General features: G+C 72.3%; 16 protein-coding genes and 1 tRNA gene. 15 read left to right on the plus strand and 2 right to left on the minus strand.

The window, feature by feature from the left end:
- Nucleotides 1-34: 34 nt before the first annotated feature.
- The 3 genes from MID12_RS28915 to MID12_RS28925 all read left to right on the plus strand — a co-directional run bounded on the left by MID12_RS28915 (nucleotide 35) and on the right by MID12_RS28925 (nucleotide 2,935).
- A tRNA-Val gene (locus MID12_RS28915) sits at nucleotides 35-106 on the plus strand.
- Nucleotides 107-305: 199 nt separating this feature from the next.
- Complete coding sequence (gene thrS, locus MID12_RS28920) at nucleotides 306-2,282, plus strand: threonine--tRNA ligase (protein ID WP_263171907.1); 1,977 nt, start codon at nucleotides 306-308, stop codon at nucleotides 2,280-2,282.
- 104 nt (nucleotides 2,283-2,386) lie between these two features.
- The gene (locus tag MID12_RS28925; protein ID WP_107071553.1) at nucleotides 2,387-2,935 is read left to right on the plus strand and encodes an HIT family protein; all 549 of its coding nucleotides are present in this window, start codon (nucleotides 2,387-2,389) and stop codon (nucleotides 2,933-2,935) included.
- Between the two features lie 286 nt (nucleotides 2,936-3,221).
- Here the strand turns inward: MID12_RS28925 and MID12_RS28930 are convergent, their stop codons facing one another.
- Nucleotides 3,222-4,898 carry a hypothetical protein gene (locus MID12_RS28930; protein WP_052482682.1) on the minus strand — a complete coding sequence of 559 codons (1,677 nt, stop codon included), beginning with the start codon at nucleotides 4,896-4,898 and terminating at the stop codon, nucleotides 3,222-3,224.
- Between the two features lie 215 nt (nucleotides 4,899-5,113).
- The gene (locus tag MID12_RS28935; RefSeq protein ID WP_263171909.1) at nucleotides 5,114-7,321 is read right to left on the minus strand and encodes an elongation factor G-like protein EF-G2; all 2,208 of its coding nucleotides are present in this window, start codon (nucleotides 7,319-7,321) and stop codon (nucleotides 5,114-5,116) included.
- 241 nt (nucleotides 7,322-7,562) lie between these two features.
- Between MID12_RS28935 and pgsA the strand changes: the two genes are divergently transcribed.
- The 12 genes from pgsA (at nucleotide 7,563) to secD (ending at nucleotide 18,948) form a co-directional block, all read left to right on the plus strand.
- A complete protein-coding gene (gene pgsA, locus MID12_RS28940; protein WP_040255066.1) occupies nucleotides 7,563-8,228 on the plus strand; it encodes a phosphatidylinositol phosphate synthase in 666 nt (221 codons plus the stop codon).
- Nucleotides 8,225-9,136 carry a phosphatidylinositol mannoside acyltransferase gene (locus MID12_RS28945; protein ID WP_040255067.1) on the plus strand — a complete coding sequence of 304 codons (912 nt, stop codon included), beginning with the start codon at nucleotides 8,225-8,227 and terminating at the stop codon, nucleotides 9,134-9,136. The genes pgsA and MID12_RS28945 overlap by 4 nt, the downstream gene beginning before the upstream one ends.
- A complete protein-coding gene (locus tag MID12_RS28950; RefSeq protein WP_040255068.1) occupies nucleotides 9,133-10,317 on the plus strand; it encodes a glycosyltransferase family 4 protein in 1,185 nt (394 codons plus the stop codon). The genes MID12_RS28945 and MID12_RS28950 overlap by 4 nt, the downstream gene beginning before the upstream one ends.
- Nucleotides 10,318-10,606: 289 nt before the next feature.
- Nucleotides 10,607-11,152 carry a hypothetical protein gene (locus MID12_RS28955; protein WP_040255069.1) on the plus strand — a complete coding sequence of 182 codons (546 nt, stop codon included), beginning with the start codon at nucleotides 10,607-10,609 and terminating at the stop codon, nucleotides 11,150-11,152.
- Nucleotides 11,153-11,408: 256 nt separating this feature from the next.
- Nucleotides 11,409-12,326, plus strand: a complete 918-nt coding sequence (pdxS, locus tag MID12_RS28960; RefSeq protein WP_263171914.1) for a pyridoxal 5'-phosphate synthase lyase subunit PdxS — start codon at nucleotides 11,409-11,411, stop codon at nucleotides 12,324-12,326.
- 10 nt (nucleotides 12,327-12,336) lie between these two features.
- Nucleotides 12,337-12,927: a pyridoxal 5'-phosphate synthase glutaminase subunit PdxT gene (gene pdxT, locus MID12_RS28965; RefSeq protein ID WP_040255071.1), complete on the plus strand. Its 591-nt coding sequence runs from the start codon at nucleotides 12,337-12,339 to the stop codon at nucleotides 12,925-12,927.
- 138 nt (nucleotides 12,928-13,065) lie between these two features.
- Nucleotides 13,066-13,818 (plus strand): YebC/PmpR family DNA-binding transcriptional regulator, encoded by a 753-nt coding sequence (locus tag MID12_RS28970; protein ID WP_040255072.1) that lies wholly within the window; start codon nucleotides 13,066-13,068, stop codon nucleotides 13,816-13,818.
- A gap of 177 nt (nucleotides 13,819-13,995) precedes the next feature.
- Entirely contained in the window at nucleotides 13,996-14,547 is a 552-nt protein-coding gene (ruvC, locus tag MID12_RS28975; RefSeq protein WP_263171916.1) for a crossover junction endodeoxyribonuclease RuvC, read from the plus strand.
- A complete protein-coding gene (gene ruvA, locus MID12_RS28980) occupies nucleotides 14,544-15,152 on the plus strand; it encodes a Holliday junction branch migration protein RuvA (RefSeq protein ID WP_263171918.1) in 609 nt (202 codons plus the stop codon). The genes ruvC and ruvA overlap by 4 nt, the downstream gene beginning before the upstream one ends.
- A gap of 150 nt (nucleotides 15,153-15,302) precedes the next feature.
- On the plus strand, nucleotides 15,303-16,382 hold the full coding sequence (gene ruvB, locus MID12_RS28985; RefSeq protein WP_040255075.1) for a Holliday junction branch migration DNA helicase RuvB: 1,080 nt from the start codon (nucleotides 15,303-15,305) through the stop codon (nucleotides 16,380-16,382).
- A 165-nt stretch (nucleotides 16,383-16,547) separates the two neighbouring features.
- Complete coding sequence (gene yajC / locus MID12_RS28990; RefSeq protein WP_040255076.1) at nucleotides 16,548-17,009, plus strand: preprotein translocase subunit YajC; 462 nt, start codon at nucleotides 16,548-16,550, stop codon at nucleotides 17,007-17,009.
- 133 nt (nucleotides 17,010-17,142) lie between these two features.
- Entirely contained in the window at nucleotides 17,143-18,948 is a 1,806-nt protein-coding gene (gene secD, locus MID12_RS28995) for a protein translocase subunit SecD (RefSeq protein WP_040255077.1), read from the plus strand.

Consider the following 18,948-nt stretch of genomic DNA (forward strand, 5'->3'; position numbering starts at 1 on the left):
GGGCGCGCCCCCCTGTATGGTTCAGTGCGTTCCCGGGCGATTAGCTCAGTGGGAGAGCGCTTCGTTCACACCGAAGAGGTCACTGGTTCGAACCCAGTATCGCCCACCCGGAAGAGACCGGTCCGTCAGCCGACGGGCCGGTCTTCTGCTTCCCGGGCCTCGGTCCGCCGCGGTCGTCCGGCCGGTGGCCGCCGCCGTGCCCGGCGCGTTTTTGCCGCTTCGCTCCGGCGGCCCCCGGCTCGGTACGATTCCTCTGCGCGCGCTCTTCCGTCGGCCGCGCGACCACCTTCAGTCAGGAGAGACCGGTGTCAGACGTCCGTGTGATCATCCAACGCGATTCCGAGCGGGAAGAGCGCGTGGTGACGACGGGCACTACCGCCGCCGAGCTCTTCGCCGGTGAGCGCACCGTGATCGCCGCCCGGGTCGCGGGCGAGCTGAAGGACCTCGCGTACGTGGTCGGCGAGGGCGAGCAGGTCGAGCCCGTGGAGATCTCCTCCGAGGACGGGCTGAACATCCTGCGGCACTCCACCGCGCATGTCATGGCCCAGGCGGTGCAGGAACTCTTCCCCGAGGCCAAGCTGGGCATCGGCCCGCCGGTCAAGGACGGCTTCTACTACGACTTCGACGTCGAGAAGCCGTTCACCCCGGAGGATCTCAAGGCCATCGAGAAGAAGATGCAGGAGATCCAGAAGCGCGGCCAGCGCTTCTCGCGGCGCGTGGTCAGCGACGAGGAGGCGCGGGCCGAGCTGTCCGGGGAGCCGTACAAGCTGGAGCTGATCGGGATCAAGGGCTCCGCCGGTTCGGACGACGGCGCCGATGTGGAGGTCGGCTCGGGCGAGCTGACCATCTACGACAACCTCGACCCGAAGACCGGCGAGCTGTCCTGGAAGGACCTCTGCCGCGGCCCGCACCTGCCCACCACCCGCACCATCCCGGCCTTCAAGCTGATGCGCAACGCCGGTGCCTACTGGCGCGGCAGCGAGAAGAACCCGATGCTCCAGCGCATCTACGGCACCGCCTGGCCCTCGAAGGAGGAGCTGAAGGCGCATCTGGAGTTCCTCGCCGAGGCCGAGAAGCGCGACCACCGCAAGCTCGGCTCCGAGCTGGACCTGTTCTCCATCCCGGACCAGATCGGCTCGGGCCTCGCCGTCTTCCACCCCAAGGGCGGCATCATCCGCCGGGTGATGGAGGACTACTCGCGGCGCCGCCACGAGGAGGAGGGGTACGAGTTCGTCTACACCCCGCACGCCACCAAGGGGAAGCTCTTCGAGACCTCGGGCCACCTCGACTGGTACGCGGACGGCATGTACCCGCCCATGCAGCTCGACGAGGGCGTGGACTACTACCTGAAGCCCATGAACTGCCCGATGCACAACCTGATCTTCGACGCCCGCGGCCGTTCCTACCGTGAACTGCCCCTGCGGCTCTTCGAGTTCGGGACCGTCTACCGCTACGAGAAGTCCGGCGTGGTGCACGGCCTCACCCGGGCCCGCGGCTTCACCCAGGACGACGCGCACATCTACTGCACCAAGGAGCAGATGGCGGACGAGCTGGACTCGACGCTCACCTTCGTCCTGAACCTGCTGCGCGACTACGGACTGACCGACTTCTACCTGGAGCTGTCCACCAAGGACCCGGAGAAGTTCGTCGGTTCGGACGAGGTCTGGGAGGAGGCCACCGAGACCCTGCGCAAGGTGGCCGAGAAGCAGGGCCTGCCGCTGGTCCCCGACCCGGGCGGCGCCGCCTTCTACGGGCCGAAGATCTCGGTGCAGGCGAAGGACGCCATCGGCCGTACCTGGCAGATGTCGACCATCCAGCTGGACTTCAACCTGCCGGAGCGCTTCGACCTGGAGTACACCGGGCCGGACGGTTCCAAGCAGCGTCCGGTGATGATCCACCGCGCCCTCTTCGGCTCGATCGAGCGCTTCTTCGCGGTGCTCCTGGAGCACTACGCGGGCGCCTTCCCGGCCTGGCTGGCGCCGGTGCAGGCGCTCGGCATCCCGATCGGGGACGCGCACGTGCCCTACCTCCAGGAGTTCGCGGTGAAGGCGCGCAAGCGGGGGCTGCGGGTCGAGGTGGACTCCTCCTCGGACCGGATGCAGAAGAAGATCCGCAACGCGCAGAAGCAGAAGCTCCCGTTCATGGTCATCGCGGGCGACGAGGACATGGCCGCCGGTTCGGTCTCCTTCCGCTACCGCGACGGCTCGCAGGAGAACGGCATCCCGATCGAGGAGGCCATCGAGAAGCTGGTCAAGGTCGTCGAGGACCGCGTCCAGGTCTGAGGCTCGGGGCGGGGCCCGGTACGGCGCGATGCCGTACCGGGCCCCGTTCGCGGATGTGCCCCCGGCCCCCCGCCGGCCCCGCCGGACGCCATATGCTGCACCCCATGACCAGTGAGCCGGAGCAGCAGATCGGAGTGGGGACGCCGGACGCGTTCCAGCGCCTGTGGACCCCGCACCGGATGGCGTACATCCAGGGGGAGAACAAACCCACCGGGCCCGAGGCGGGCGACGGCTGCCCGTTCTGCTCCATCCCCGCGAAGTCCGACGAGGACGGGCTCGTCGTCACCCGCGGCGAGCACGTGTACGCGGTGCTGAACCTCTACCCGTACAACGGCGGCCATCTGATGGTGGTGCCCTACCGGCACATCGCCGACTACCCGGAGCTGACCGCCGAGGAGACCGCCGAGTTGGCGGTGCTCACCAAGCAGGCCATGACGGCGCTGCGGACCGCCTCGAATGCCCAGGGCTTCAACATCGGCATGAACCAGGGGGCCGTCGCCGGGGCGGGCATCGCGGCCCATCTGCACCAGCACATCGTGCCGCGCTGGGGCGGCGACACCAACTTCATGCCGGTGGTCGGGCACACGAAGGTGCTGCCCCAACTCCTGGCGGACACACGGAAGTTGCTGGCTTCGGCTTGGCCTGGAGCGTGAGTTCTGCCGCTTGAGTCCGCTGGGGTGCTCGAGTTCTCCGGGGTGGTGGGGCTGAGCTGGTGGCGGGTGTGCGGGGGTTGGGGCGGGGGCGTGCATGTCAGTTGACAGGTGACGGATAACAGATGACGGATGGCGGATGACAGATATCGTCATCTGTCATCCGTCATCTGTCAGTTGATACCCAGCGGCTCCCACGACTCCAGCGGCTCCGCCACCCCACGCAACCCGAGCAGCTTCGACCCCGGCCGCGGCGGCCCCACCTCCAGCAACCCCGACGCCCCGCTCCTCACGCGTCGTACAGATCCGCCTTCTTCGGTGTGGCCTCTTGCACCGATCCGCTGAGCGCCATCGAGCGGGAGCCGAAGCGCGTCGTGTCCACGCCGTTCTCGTCCAGGACCTTGATCGCCGCCGCGTGGACCACCCGCAGGACGGGGGTGGCCGCGCGCAGGGCGTCGTCGGCCATGAAGCGGTGCCGCCAGGGCTGGTCGGCCCAGGCGTGCCGCAGGCCGAAGGGCTCGGGCAGCGTCAGCTTGCCGCCGAGGTAGTCCAGCAGCGGGGGGTACCAGGTGAAGGGGGCGCGGGCGGCGAGGCGCACCACCTCGTCGGTCTCGATGAGCGGCAGCTTCTTGGTGGTGGTCTCCCAGAAGCGGACGGCCTTGGAGACCTGCTTGGTCTTCGGCGAGGGCTTGGTGGTGAACAGGGAGTTCACCGGGCCGAGGGCGTGACCGGTGACCTCGATGCGCAGGGTCTCGTGCAGCACGGTGACGGTGATCAGCATGGTGATCACCAACTGGCCGTCCCAGAGGGTGAACTGCACGCCCAGGTAGTGCCGGTCGCCGCTGCCGAACTGCTGCTCGTTGCAGATCCGCTGGATCTCGTGCTGCTTGATCTGGAAGGCGTCGACGTCGGTGCCGGTGGGCCGGGCCACCGCCTTGGCGTTCTCCCCGACCGGGGTGACGATCCAGTGCCGGATGGAGGGCTTGGGGAAGCCGCCGGTGTGCAGCGGCCCGCGCTCCAGCATCCGCAGCTGGTCGTGGATGGCGCGGATCACGTCCCAGCTGCGGAAGGGGTGGATCTCCTTGTCGGGGTCCTTGGGCACCAGGTCCTCGGCGAGGTGCCAGCTGCCCCAGCGGGTGCCCATGCCGAGGATGCCCTTGGGGCCCGCGTAGAAGACGGAGTTGGAGTGCTGCTCGGCGGTGAGCCGGGCGAGGCCCTGGCGCAGGCGCTCGGCGGCGGTCTCGTTGGGGTCGGTGGGCACCGCCTCCGGGATCTTGGCGCCGAGGCCGCCGCCGGAGAGCAGGCTCTCCCAGCGGGTGAAGAGGTCCTGGGCGGTGCGCTCGCAGATCCGCTTGGCCCAGAACCAGCCGAGTACGGGGGCGATCACGGCGGCCCGGGTGTACCAGGCCCAGAAGCCGCCGAAGGGCGTCTTGACCACGAAGAGCACGGCCAGGATGCCGCCGACCACGAGGACGGTGGTGGCGAGGCCGGAGGCGCGCTTGTTGTCGGTGCGGTCCACCATGCGGCGGATCTGGAAGACGAGCAGCCAGAACACGAGTCCGGGCAGGAAGATCAGCCCGCACAGGGCCATCACCGCGGTCAGCCAGGTGTCGCGCTCCTTGCGGATGCGGATGGCGGCGAGGCAGTGCTCGACCACGGCCTGCGGGTCTATCCCGAAGGACTGGATGAGCGGCTTCCTGGCCCCGCCGAGCATGCGGTCCTGCACGGCCCGCGCGAAGGCCTCCCCGAGGTTCGGCTTGAGCAGCGACAGCCGGCCCGCGGACACGGTGGACTGATGCCATTCGTTGTCCGCTTTGAGGATCTCCTCCACCGGCCGGTCGCGGTACGCGGCCGAGGCCAGGGCCTGGGTCGCCGCGGTCTGTCCGGCCGCACCGGAGAGCGGGACCTGCGCTCCCGGCGAGAAATCGAATCCGTCCGACACTGCCCGCCCCCATCGCCACCGCATTCGCTGCTGCGGCATTTTCCCGACTTCGCTGCCCGGCACACCTGTTGCTCAGGTCACGGTCTTGATCAGGTGCTCAGCGTATCGGGCCCGTCGCGATTCGTCAGGTGGCAGCGGAAGGCCGGGCACCGGTTTTCGCCGCGGTGAAGTGCCGTGCCCGCGAAGGGAGTTGGGGAGCGGCCGCGGCCCGCCCCGGTCGGGAGCGGGCCGGGCGCGGACTACGCCGGTTCCCGCTGCTCCTCCCGCAGCCGGGCCGCCACCTGTTCCGGCATCGGCTCGTGCCGGACATAGGCCCGCGAGAAGCGGGCGGTGCCGTGGGTGAGCGAGCGCAGGTCCACCGCGTACCGCTCGATCTCCAGCTCGGGCACCTCGGCGCGGACCAGTGTGCGGGCGCCCGGGGCCTGTTCGGTGCCGAGGACCCGGCCGCGGCGGGAGGAGAGGTCGCTGAGCACGGTGCCCACGAACTCGTCGGCCACCCGCACCGCCACCTCGGCCACCGGCTCCAGGAGGTGCCGCCGGGTCTCCTGGGCCGCCTCGCGCAGCGCGAGGGCGCCCGCGGTCTGGAAGGCGGCGTCGGAGGAGTCCACCGAGTGCGCCTTGCCGTCGACCAGGGTCACCCGTACGTCCACCAGCGGGTGCCCGCCGCCGAAGCCGCGCTCGGCCTGGGCGCGGACGCCCTTCTCCACCGAGGGGATGAACTGCCGGGGCACCGCCCCGCCCACCACCCGGTCCACGAACTCGACGCCGGTGCCGCCGGGCAGCGGCTCCACCTCGATCTCGCAGATCGCGTACTGCCCGTGCCCGCCGGACTGCTTCACATGGCGGCCCCGGCCCGCGGACCGCCCGGCGAAGGTCTCGCGCAGCGCGACCCGGTGCCCGACCACGTCGACCTGCACCCCGTAGCGGCTGCGCAGGCGTTCCAGGGCGACTCCCGCGTGCGCCTCGCCCAGGCACCACAGGACCACCTGGCGGGTGTCCGGATTGTGTTCGAGCCGCATCGTCGGGTCCTCGGCGACGAGCCGGGCCAGCCCCTGGGAGAGCTTGTCCTCGTCCGACTTGCTGTGCGCCTCGACCGCGACCGGCAGCATCGGGTCGGGCATCCGCCAGGGCGCCATCAGCAGCGGGTCCGCCCGGTCCGAGAGGGTGTCCCCGGTCTCCGCCCGGCTGAGGCGGGCGACGCAGGCCAAATCCCCGGCGCCGCACTCGGACACCACCCGCTGCTGCTTGCCGAAGGGCACCGAGAGCGCGCCGACCCGCTCGTCCACGTCGTGGTCCTCGTGCCCGCGGTCGGCGAGGCCGTGGCCGCAGACATGCACCGTCTCGTCGGGGCGCAGGGTGCCGGAGAAGACGCGGACCAGGGACATCCGGCCGACGTACGGGTCCGAGGCGGTGCGCACCACCTCGGCGACCAGCGGGCCCCCGGGGTCGCAGCGCAGCTCCTCGCGCGGGCTGCCGGAGATCGTGGTGACGGGGGGCACGGTGCGCTCCGGCGGGGTGGGGAAGCCGCCGGAGACCAGTTCCAGGAGTTCGACGGTGCCGAGGCCCTGGCGGGCGCCGGGAGCCGCGGGGGCGGCGGCGAGCACCGGGTGGAAGGTGCCCCGGGCGACGGCCCGCTCCAGGTCCTGGACCAGGGTCTCGGCGTCGATGGGCTCGCCCGCGAGATAGCGGTCCATGAGGGTCTCGTCCTCGCTCTCGGCGATGATCCCCTCGATCAGGCGGTTGCGGGCCGTCTCGATCAGCGGCAGCTGCCCGGGCTCCGGCTCGGACTCCACCCGCTCGCCGGAGGAGTAGTCGAAGAGGCGCCCCGAGAGCAGCCCGATGAGGCCGGTGACGGGCGCGTGGCCGTCCGGAGCCTCGGTGCCGTACCGCGGCAGGTAGAGCGGGAGGACGGCGTCGGGGTCCTCGCCGCCGAGGACCTCGGCGCAGATCCGGGTCATCTCCTCGAAGCCGGCCCGGGCGCTCTCCAGGTGGGTGAGGACGATGGCGCGCGGCATCCCGACGGCCGCGCACTCCTCCCAGACCAGCCGGGTCGCCCCGGCGACGCCCTCCGCGCCCTCCGCCGCCGAGACGACGAAGAGGGCCGCGTCCGCCGCCCGCAGACCGGCCCTCAACTCGCCCACGAAATCGGCGTATCCGGGGGTGTCCAGGAGATTGATCTTCAGTCCGTCCCAGCCGAGCGGCACCAGCGAGAGCTGTACGGAGCGGTGCTGGCGGTGCTCGATCTCGTCGTGGTCGGAGACGCAGGTGCCGTCCTCGACCCGTCCCGCCCGGTTGACCGCCCCGGTGCTCAGCGCCAGGGCCTCCACGAGGGTGGTCTTCCCGGCTCCGCTGTGGCCGACCAGCACGACGTTCCGCAGGGACGAGGGCGGACCGGCCGACGGTGCTCTGCCGGCGGCTCCGGAGGGGGTGTGCGAGCTGGCGCCCATGGCGTGCCTCCCGGTTTCCGTGCGCGGTGAGGTCGCGGGGGACGTCGGCGCGCGGACCGGTGCGGGAGCGGCTCCGGCGACGCCCGCGGTCCTTCGAGCTTTGCACCGCCGCCGCCCCGCGTCCATACGCACGGCGGCGGGGGCCGCCCCGGCCCGTCCGCGGCACCCCCCTTGACATGACTACGATGGGCGCGCCGGTGGCCAGCAGGGGCCGGCGGCGCATCGAACCCCCGGGAAGGCCATGCTGAACAAGTACGCGCGTGCATTCTTCACGCGTGTCCTCACGCCGTTCGCCTCGTTCCTCATCCGCCGCGGGGTCAGCCCCGACACGGTGACCCTGCTCGGCACGGCCGGGGTGATGGCGGGCGCGCTGGTCTTCTACCCGATGGGCGAGTTCTTCTGGGGCACCGTCGTCATCACGCTGTTCGTCTTCTCGGACCTCGTCGACGGCAACATGGCCCGCCAGCTCGGCCGCTCCAGCCGCTGGGGCGCCTTCCTCGACTCCACGCTCGACCGGGTCGCGGACGGCGCGATCTTCGGCGGCCTGGCGCTCTGGTACGCGGCCGGGGGCGACGACATCGTGCTCTGCGCGGTGAGCATCTTCTGCCTGGCGAGCGGCCAGGTGGTCTCGTACACCAAGGCGCGCGGCGAGGCGATCGGGCTGCCGGTCGCGGTCAACGGCCTGGTGGAGCGCGCCGAGCGGCTGGTGATCTCGCTGGTGGCCGCCGGATTCGCGGGGCTGCACAAGTTCGGGGTGCCCGGCATCCAGTGGCTGCTGCCGATCGCGCTGTGGATCGTGGCCCTGGGCAGCCTGGTCACCCTCGTCCAGCGGGTGGTCACCGTCCGCAGGGAAGCCGCCGAGGCCGATGCCGCCGCTGCCGCCGAGGAGAGCGAGGCCAGGTCGTGAGCACCGCGCAGGAGCGGCTCACCGACAGCCTCTACGGGCTCGGCTGGGGCGCCGTGAAGCAGCTCCCCGAACCCCTCGCGGTCCGCCTCGGGCAGACCATCGCGGACACCGCGTGGAAGCGGCGCGGCAAGAGCATCCTGCGCCTGGAGGCCAACCTCGCCCGGGTGGTGCCGGACGCGGGGCCCGAGCAGCTGGCCGCGCTCTCCCGGGCCGGGATGCGCTCGTATCTGCGCTACTGGATGGAGTCCTTCCGGCTGCCCGCCTGGAGCGAGGAGCGCCGGCGCACCGGCTTCGACCCGAAGGACGTGCACCACCTCACCGACGGCCTCGCCGCGGGCAGGGGCGTCATCCTCGCCCTGCCGCACCTGGCCAACTGGGACCTCGCGGGCGCCTGGGTCACCACCGCGCTCGGGGTGCCCTTCGCCACCGTCGCCGAGCGGCTGCGCCCCGAGACGCTCTACGACCGCTTCGTCGCCTACCGGGAGAGCCTCGGCATGGAGGTCCTTCCGCACACCGGCGGCGCCGCCTTCGGCACCCTCGCCCGGCGGCTGCGCGCGGGCGGCCTGGTCTGCCTGGTCGCCGACCGCGACCTCTCGGCCTCCGGGGTGGACGTCGACTTCTTCGGCGAGACCGCGCGGATGCCCGCCGGGCCCGCGGCCCTCGCCCAGCAGACCGGGGCGCTGCTGCTGCCGGTCACCCTCTGGTACGACGACTCACCCGTGATGCGGGGCCGGGTGCACCCGGCGGTCGAGGTGCCCGCCGCCGGCAGCCGCGCCGAGAAGACCGCCGAGATGACCCAGGCGCTCGCGGACGTCTTCGCCGCGGGCATCGCCGACCACCCCGAGGACTGGCACATGCTCCAGCGGCTCTGGCTCGCCGACCTCGAACCCCGCCGGGAGAGCCCGTGAGGATCGGGATCGTCTGCCCGTACTCCTGGGACGTGCCGGGCGGCGTCCAGTTCCACATCCGCGACCTCGCCGAGCACCTCATCGCCCTCGGCCACGAGGTCTCCGTGCTCGCCCCCGCCGACGACGAGACACCGCTGCCGCGCTACGTGGTCTCCGCGGGCCGCGCCGTTCCGGTGCCCTACAACGGCTCGGTGGCCCGGCTCAACTTCGGCTTCCTGTCCGCGGCCCGGGTGCGCCGCTGGCTGCACGACGGCACCTTCGACGTCATCCACATCCACGAGCCCGCCTCGCCCTCGCTCGGCCTGCTGACCTGCTGGGCGGCGCAGGGCCCGATCGTGGCCACCTTCCACACCTCCAACCCGCGCTCGCGCGCCATGATCGCGGCGTACCCGATCCTGCAGGCGGCTCTGGAGAAGATCAGCGCCCGGATCGCGGTGAGCGAGTACGCCCGGCGCACCCTGGTGGAGCACCTCGGCGGGGACGCCGTGGTCATCCCCAACGGCGTGGACGTCGACTTCTTCGCCGGAGCCGAGCCGCGCCCCGAGTGGGGGACCCCGGCCGCCGAGCGGGACACCGGCGGCACCATCGGCTTCATCGGCCGCATCGACGAGCCCCGCAAGGGACTGCCGGTCCTGATGCGGGCGCTGCCCTCGATCCTGCGCGAGCGCCCCGACGCCCGGCTGCTGGTGGCGGGCCGCGGCGACGAGGAGGAGGCGGTCGCCGCGCTGCCCGCCGGGATGCGGGAGCGGGTGGAGTTCCTCGGCATGGTCAGCGACGAGGACAAGGCCCGGCTGCTGCGCAGCGTCGATCTGTACGTGGCGCCCAACACCGGCGGCGAGAGCTTCGGGATCATCCTCGTCGAGGCGATGTCGGCCGGGGCGCCGGTGCTCGGCAGCGACCTCGACGCCTTCGTCCAGGTGCTCGACCGGGGCGCCGCGGGCGAGATCTTCGCGAACGAGGACGCCGAGGCGCTGGCCGGGGCCGCGGTACGGCTGCTCGGCGACCCGGCCCGCCGGGCGGAGCTGCGCGAGCGCGGCAGCGCCCATGTGCGCCGCTTCGACTGGTCGACGGTGGGCGCGGACATCCTCGCCGTCTACGAGACCGTGACCGACGGCGCCGCCTCGGTCGCCACCGACGACCGCCCGGGCCTGCGCCAGCGCTTCGGACTGGCGCGCAGCTGAGGAAGCCTCGCGGACGCGCCCGCGGGCGCGGGGAGCCGAGGGCCCGGCCGTCGCTCACCGGGCGCCGCGGACCGACTCGCCTGCGCGCGCGGGGAGTCGCTGTTCAAGGCGGTCACCCTGGTCCTCTACGCCCCGACTCGCCTGCGCGCGCGGGGGAGCCGTCACCTGGACCTGCTGCGGCCCGTCGTCGGTGGCCAACTCGCTTGCGCGCGCCGGGAGTCGAGTCCGGCCGCTGCCCGTGCGCGCTCGGGTGCGGCGGCGGCCGGCCGCCGCCCGGTAGCCTTCGCCCGTGACACCCACCCTGATCTGGATCGCGGTCGCCCTGTTCGCGATCGGCCTCTACCTGAGCTGGACCGCGGGCCGCCTCGACCGGCTGCACGCCCGTATCGACGCCACCCGCGCCGCCCTCGACGCCCAGCTCCTGCGCCGCGCCTCGGTCGCCCAGGAGCTCGCCACCTCCGGGGTGCTCGACCCGGCCGCGTCGATCGTGCTCTACGAGGCCGCGCACGCCGCCCGGCAGGCCGAGGAGGAGCACCGCGAGGTCGCCGAGAGCGAGCTGAGCCAGGCGCTGCGGGCGGTCTTCGGCGACGCGCCTCAGGTGGAGGCGGTCCGCGAGGCGCCGGGCGGGGTGGCGGCTGCGGAGGAACTGGCGCAGGCGGTCCGCCGGGTGCCGATGGCCCGCCGCTTCCACAACGACGCGGTCCGCGCGGCCCGGGCGCTGCGCCGGCACCGCAAGGTCCGCTGGTTCCGCCTCGCGGGGCACGCCCCCTTCCCGCTCGCCTTCGAGATGGACGACGAGCCGCCGGAGGCCCTCGCCGACCGGGCCACCGGCTGACCGGACCGGCCCCGGCCGAGCGGCCCCCCGCGGCCGAGCGGCCCCCCGGCCGCCGTCAGCCCAGGTCCGCGCGGTCACCCGCAGGAGTCCGCAAACCCCTCGTACGAGTGCACGCGTCCACCCCTGCACGTACGCGGGCGTCTTCACGCGAGGGGCCAAAACGATCCACCGGCTGTTCATTGGCCCTTGCTGTGGCCTGCTTCACCGGGGTTTCCTCAAGCCTGCAACAGCCTTCCTTCCCCCAGTGAGGTCCCCTGTGTCCAGCACGCTCCCGCACACCACCGCCGAGACGCCGCAGACCGGCACCGCCCGCGTCAAGCGAGGCATGGCCGAGCAGCTGAAGGGCGGCGTGATCATGGACGTCGTCACCCCGGAGCAGGCGAAGATCGCCGAGGACGCGGGTGCCGTCGCCGTCATGGCCCTGGAGCGGGTGCCCGCCGACATCCGCAAGGACGGGGGAGTGGCCCGGATGTCCGACCCGGACATGATCGAGGGCATCATCGGCGCCGTCTCCATCCCGGTGATGGCCAAGTCCCGGATCGGCCACTTCGTCGAGGCGCAGGTCCTGCAGTCCCTCGGGGTCGACTACATCGACGAGTCCGAGGTGCTCACCCCGGCCGACGAGGTCAACCACTCCGACAAGTGGGCCTTCACCACCCCCTTCGTCTGCGGTGCCACCAACCTGGGCGAGGCCCTGCGCCGGATCGCCGAGGGCGCCGCGATGATCCGCTCCAAGGGCGAGGCCGGCACCGGCAACGTCGTCGAGGCGGTCCGCCACCTGCGCCAGATCAAGAACGAGATCGGCCGCCTGCGCGCCCTCGACAACAACGAGCTCTTCGCCGCCGCCAAGGAGCTGCGCGCCCCCTACGAGCTGGTCAAGGAGGTCGCCGAGCTGGGCAAGCTGCCCGTCGTCCTCTTCTCCGCGGGCGGCGTGGCCACCCCGGCGGACGCCGCGCTGATGCGCCAGCTCGGCGCCGAGGGCGTCTTCGTCGGCTCCGGCATCTTCAAGTCGGGCGACCCGGCCAAGCGCGCCGCGGCCATCGTGAAGGCCACCACCTTCTACGACGACCCGAAGATCATCGCGGACGCCTCCCGCGACCTCGGCGAGGCCATGGTCGGCATCAACTGCGACACCCTCCCCGAGGCCGAGCGCTACGCCAACCGCGGCTGGTGAGGCACCCCCGATGAGCAGCACACCCGTCATCGGCGTCCTGGCACTCCAGGGCGACGTACGGGAGCACTGCACGGCCCTCGCCGCCGCGGGCGCGGTGGCGAGGCCGGTGCGGCGCCCCGAGGAACTCGCCGCGGTGGACGGACTCGTCCTGCCCGGCGGCGAGTCCACCACCATCTCCAAGCTGGCCGTGCTCTTCGGCCTGCTCGACCCGCTGCGCGAGCGGATCCGCTCCGGGCTGCCCGTCTACGGCACCTGCGCCGGGATGATCCTGCTCGCCGACAAGATCCTCGACCCGAGGTCCGGCCAGGAGACCCTCGGCGGCATCGACATGATCGTCCGCCGCAACGCCTTCGGCAGGCAGAACGAGTCCTTCGAGGCGGCGGTCGAGGTCAAGGGCCTGGCCGACCCGGTGCACGGCGTCTTCATCCGCGCCCCCTGGGTGGAGTCGGTGGGCGCGAGCGCCGAGGTGCTCGCCGAACACGGCGGCCACATCGTCGCCGTACGCCAGGGCAACGCGCTGGCCACCTCCTTCCACCCGGAGCTGACCGGCGACCACCGCCTGCACGGGCTCTTCGCGGACCTGGTGCGCGCGGCGGGCTGAACGGCGGCCTTGCCCCGCCCGCACCCGCGCGGGGCGGGGCCGCCCCGGATCCTTGTAGGATCTTTGGCGGTACCCTCCGGACTCCCGCAGTTCCGGGGGAGTTCGTACGGAGATGGGTTACGCGAAGGAGACAGGCAGATGTCCGGCCACTCTAAATGGGCCACGACGAAGCACAAGAAGGCCGTGATCGACGCCAAGCGCGGCAAGCTCTTCGCGAAGCTGATCAAGAACATCGAGGTCGCCGCGCGCACCGGCGGCGCCGATATCGACGGCAACCCGACCCTCTTCGACGCCATCCAGAAGGCCAAGAAGCAGTCGGTCCCCAACAAGAACATCGACTCCGCGGTCAAGCGCGGCGCCGGCCTCGAAGCGGGCGGCGCCGACTACGAGACGATCATGTACGAGGGTTACGGCCCCAACGGTGTCGCGGTGCTCATCGAGTGCCTGACCGACAACCGCAACCGCGCCGCCTCCGACGTCCGCGTCGCCATGACCCGCAACGGCGGCAGCATGGCCGACCCCGGCTCCGTCGCGTACCTCTTCCACCGCAAGGGCGTCGTGATCGTCCCCAAGGGCGAGCTCGGCGAGGACGATGTGCTCGGCGCCGTCCTGGACGCGGGGGCCGAGGAGGTCAACGACCTCGGCGAGTCCTTCGAGGTGATCAGCGAGGCCACCGACCTGGTCGCGGTCCGCACCGCGCTCCAGGAGGCCGGGATCGACTACGACTCCGCCGACGCCAACTTCGTCCCGACCATGCAGGTCGAGCTGGAGGAGGAGGGCGCGCGCAAGATCTTCAAGCTGATCGACGCCCTGGAGGACAGCGACGACGTGCAGAACGTCTTCGCCAACTTCGACGTCTCCGACGAGGTCATGGCCAAGGTCGACGCCTGACGGCGGCTCAACTCGGCGCAGCGGAACGGGCCGGCGGGGAACACCCCGGCGGCCCGTTCGCGCGTGCCGGGGCCCGGGGACCGTCACCACTCGGGCGCCCGCCTGGGGCGTCGGCGCGGCCGTTGTCGGACCAAGCCGATAGCCTGCACAAACAGTTGAGCGAGGGAAGGGGGCGGCATGCGGGTACTCGGCGTGGACCCGGGGCTCACCCGGTGCGGCGTCGGCGTCGTGGAGGGCGCCGCGGGCCGGCCCCTGACCATGCTCGGCGTCGGCGTGGTGCGCACCCCCGCCGAGGCGGACACCCCGCTGCGGCTGGTCGCGATCGAGCGCGGCATCGAGGAGTGGCTGGACGAGCACCGGCCCGAACTCGTCGCCGTGGAGCGGGTGTTCAGCCAGCACAACGTCCGCACCGTGATGGGCACCGCCCAGGCCAGCGCGGTCGCCATGCTCTGCGCGGCCCGCCGCGGACTGCCGGTGGCCCTGCACACCCCGAGCGAGGTGAAGGCCGCCGTCACCGGGAACGGCCGCGCCGACAAGGCCCAGGTCGGCGCCATGGTCACCCGGCTCCTTCGCCTCGCCGCCCCGCCGACGCCCGCGGACGCCGCCGACGCCCTCGCCCTCGCCATCTGCCACATCTGGCGCGCGCCCGCGCAGAACCGGCTCGCCGAGGCCCAGGCCGCCGCCCGCCGCGCGCCCGCCCCCGCGTCCGTACGAAAGGTCAGGCGATGATCGCCTTCGTCAGCGGCCCGGTGGCCGCGCTCGCCCCCGACAGCGCCGTGGTCGAGGTCGGCGGCATCGGCATGGCGGTGCAGTGCACCCCCGGCACCCTGTCCGCGCTCCGCCTCGGCCAGCAGGCCAGGCTCGCCACCTCCCTCGTCGTCCGCGAGGACTCGCTCACCCTCTACGGCTTCGCCGACGACGACGAGCGGTCCACCTTCGAACTGCTCCAGACCGCGAGCGGGGTCGGGCCCCGGCTCGCCCAGGCCATGCTCGCCGTGCACACCCCCGACGCCCTGCGCCGCGCGGTCGCCACCGCCGACGAGAAGGCGCTGACCGCGGTCCCCGGCATCGGCAAGAAGGGGGCGCAGAAGCTGCTCCTGGAGCTGAAGGACCGGCTCGGCGCCCCGCTCGGCACCGGCCCCGCGGTGGGCGCCCCGGTCACCGCGGGCTGGCAGGACCAGCTGCACGCCGCCCTGATCGGCCTCGGATACGCCACCCGTGAGGCCGACGAGGCGGTGGCCGCGGTCGCCCCGCAGGCCGAGAGCGGCGGCGCCGCACCGCAGATCGGCCCGCTGCTCAAGGCGGCCCTGCAGACCCTGAACCGGACCCGATGAGCGGGCGGCGGGCGCCGCGCTCCCCCGAAGTGGGGAAATTCCCGGGGCGCGGTTGACGCCCCGCGCCCCAGGGGCACCCCTCCCGCAGACCCCCGCACCCCGACGCACACCGGCGGCCCCGACCGCCCCGACCCCGCGAGGCCACCACCCGTGAACTGGGACGACACCTCTGACGCCCCCGAGGACAGCGCCGAGGGCCGGCTCGTCGGCGCCGACGCCGACGGCGAGGACCAGGCCGTCGAGGCGGCGCTGCGCCCCAAGTCCCTCGGCGAGTTCGTCGGCCAGGAGCGGGTGCGCGAGCAGCTCGACCTCGTCCTGCGGGCCGCCCGGCAGCGCGGCGCCACCGCCGACCACGTCCTGCTCTCCGGCGCCCCCGGGCTCGGCAAGACCACCCTCTCCATGATCATCGCCGCCGAGATGGGCGCCCCGATCCGCATCACCAGCGGCCCCGCCATCCAGCACGCGGGCGACCTCGCCGCGATCCTCTCCTCCCTCCAGGAGGGCGAGGTCCTCTTCCTCGACGAGATCCACCGGATGTCCCGCCCGGCCGAGGAGATGCTCTACATGGCCATGGAGGACTTCCGCGTCGACGTGATCGTCGGCAAGGGCCCGGGCGCCACCGCCATCCCCCTCGAACTGCCGCCCTTCACCCTGGTCGGCGCCACCACCCGGGCCGGACTGCTGCCCCCGCCGCTGCGCGACCGCTTCGGCTTCACCGCGCACATGGAGTTCTACGAGCCCGCCGAGCTGCACCGGGTCGTCCACCGCTCGGCCGGCCTGCTCGACGTGCAGGTCGACGGCGCGGGCGCCGCGGAGATCGCCGGACGCTCCCGCGGCACCCCCCGGATCGCCAACCGGCTGCTGCGCAGGGTCCGGGACTACGCGCAGGTCAAGGCGGACGGGGCGATCACCCAGGAGATCGCCGCGGCGGCCCTCGCCGTCTACGAGGTCGACGAGCGCGGCCTCGACCGGCTCGACCGGGCGGTGCTCGGCGCCCTGCTCAAACTCTTCGGCGGCGGCCCGGTCGGCCTGTCCACCCTCGCCGTCGCGGTGGGCGAGGAGCGGGAGACGGTCGAGGAGGTCGCCGAGCCCTTCCTCGTACGCGAGGGGCTGCTCGCCCGCACCCCGCGCGGCCGCGTCGCCACCCCCGCGGCATGGGCGCACCTCGGTCTCACCCCGCCTCCGGCGGCCGCGGGCGGCGGGGCCCAGCAGGACCTGTTCAGGGGCTGACGGCGCAAAGGCTCAGGTGGCCAGGAACCCCGGTGCCATGCCGGGCGTTGTTCCATGCGTGCGGACTCCTTTAGACTCCGCCGATGCCGCCCTTGTGGCGGTGCGACCACCCCCGTCGACCAGGCCCCGCTCCCCAGCGCGGTCGCATGAAGGAAGTACCCACCCGTGAGTCCTCTGACCCTCCTCCCGTTCGTCGTGCTTATCGGGGCCATGTTCTTGATGACCCGGTCTGCCAAGAAGAAGCAGCAGCAGGCCGTGCAGATGCGGGAGCAGGTGCAACCGGGTACCGGCATCCGCACGATCGGCGGCATGTACGCCACCGTCAAGGAGGTCAACGAGGACACCCTCCTCCTCGAGGTCGCCCCCGGCGTGCACGCCGTGTACGCGAAGAACTCCGTGGGCGCCGTCCTCGACGACGAGGAGTACAACCGCATCGTGCACGGCACCGGCACCGAGGTGCCGGACGACGCCTCCTCCCTCACCGACGCCGACGAGACCGCGTCGGAGAAGACCGCGGACTCCGAGGACGACGGCCGTATCGACCTCGCCAAGGACGACGAGCCCGCCGAGGCCGGCACCGAGGACGCCTCGCCGAAGAAGACCGACGGCGAGTCCGACGCGAAGTAGTCGCGCCCGGGACCGCGGCGCGCCCTGAGGCGCGCCCGCGGCCCCTGCGCGCGCCGCGCGGAGTCCCGACACCAGGCCATGGCCCTCCGCCTCCGGATCCGGGGGCGGTCGGCCCGAGAGGGAGTACGAGAAGGTGGCAGCACCGAAGAAGGGCCGGAGGCCCAGCAGCCAGGGCCGCCCTGGCCGTACGCTGGCTTTCATCCTGATCGCCTTGGTGGCGCTCACCGGGGGGATGTTCGCTTCCGGGCACACCAAGCCGCGCCTGGGTATCGACCTCGCCGGGGGCACGAGCATCACGCTGCAGGCGAAGAGTCAGCCGGGCGAGAAGAACGCGGTCAACAAGACCAATATGAACACGGCCGTCGACATCATCGAGCGCCGTGTCAACGGCCTCGGTGTCTCCGAGGCCGAGGTGCAGACCCAGGGCAACGACAATATCGTCGTCAACATCCCCAAGGGCAGCAACGAGAAGCAGGCGCGTGAGCAGGTCGGTACGACCGCCCAGCTCTTCTTCCGTCCCGTGCTGACCCTCGCCCCGGGCGCACCGCAGAAGGAGCAGCCCCCGGCCGACCCGTCCAAGAGCCCCGACAAGGGCGGCGACAAGGACAAGGGCCAGGGCGAGGACAAGGACGCCGCCGAGCCGGACGACAAGGCCACCGGGGGCGCCGGGGACAAGGCGAGCCCCAGCCCCACGGCCACCACGCAGGGCCGCCCGCTCAGCGAGGGCCTGACGGCCGACGACCCGACCCCCACCGCGAGCCCCTCGGGCAAGCCCTCCGACAAGGAGTCCACGCCGCCGAAGCCGAGCGGCGAGGAGGCGAAGGCCGCCGACCTGCAGAAGCGCTTCATGGCGCTGGACTGCACCAAGAGGGCCACCCGCGCCAAGACCGCCGAGCAGTCCGCCGCGGCGAAGGGCAAGGACGTCGTCCTCGGCTGCGGCCAGAACAACCAGAAGCAGTGGCAGAAGTACATCCTCGGTCCGGTCGGCGTCCAGGGCCGGGACGTGGACGACGCCAAGGCCGTGCTCGACACCACCAGTGGTGCCGGGTGGAAGGTCACCATGGACTTCAACGGCAAGGGTGCCAAGGCCTTCGGCGACATCACGGGCGAGCTGGCGAAGAAGCAGTCCCCGCAGAACCAGTTCGCGATCGTCCTGGACGGCGAGGTCGTCTCCGACCCCTACGTCAGCCGGGCCCTGACCCAGGGCACCGCCGAGATCTCCGGCAGCTTCGACCAGCAGTCCGCCAAGGACCTGGCCAACATCCTCTCCTACGGCGCCCTGCCGCTCTCCTTCCGGGAGGACACCGTCACCACGGTGACCGCGGCGCTCGGCGGGGAGCAGCTGCGCGCGGGCCTCATCGCCGGTGCGATCGGCCTCGCGCTGGTCGTCATCTACCTGGTGGCCTACTACCGGGGCCTGTCGCTCATCGCCATCGCCTCGCTGCTCGTGTCGGCCGCCCTGACCTACACGATCATGGCGCTGCTCGGCCCGACGATCGGCTTCGCGCTGAACCTCCCGGCCGTCTGCGGAGCGATCGTCGCGATCGGTATCACCGCCGACTCCTTCATCGTCTTCTTCGAACGCATAAGGGACGAGATCCGCGAGGGCCGCTCCCTGCGGCCCGCCGTCGAGCGCGGCTGGCCCCGGGCCCGGCGCACCATCCTGGTCTCGGACTTCGTGTCCTTCCTGGCCGCCGCGGTGCTGTTCATCGTCACCGTCGGCAAGGTCCAGGGCTTCGCCTTCACCCTAGGGCTGACGACCCTGCTCGACGTCGTGGTCGTCTTCCTCTTCACCAAGCCGCTGATGACGATCCTCGCGCGGAAGAAGTTTTTCGCCAACGGTCATCCGTGGTCGGGACTCGACCCGAAGCGGCTGGGCGCCAAGCCGCCGCTGCGCCGCACCCGCCGCACCCACTCTTCCGACACGAAGGAGGCCTGA

This window comes from Streptomyces sp. SCSIO ZS0520 (assembly GCF_025643355.1).
GTDB lineage: Bacteria > Actinomycetota > Actinomycetes > Streptomycetales > Streptomycetaceae > Streptomyces > Streptomyces physcomitrii.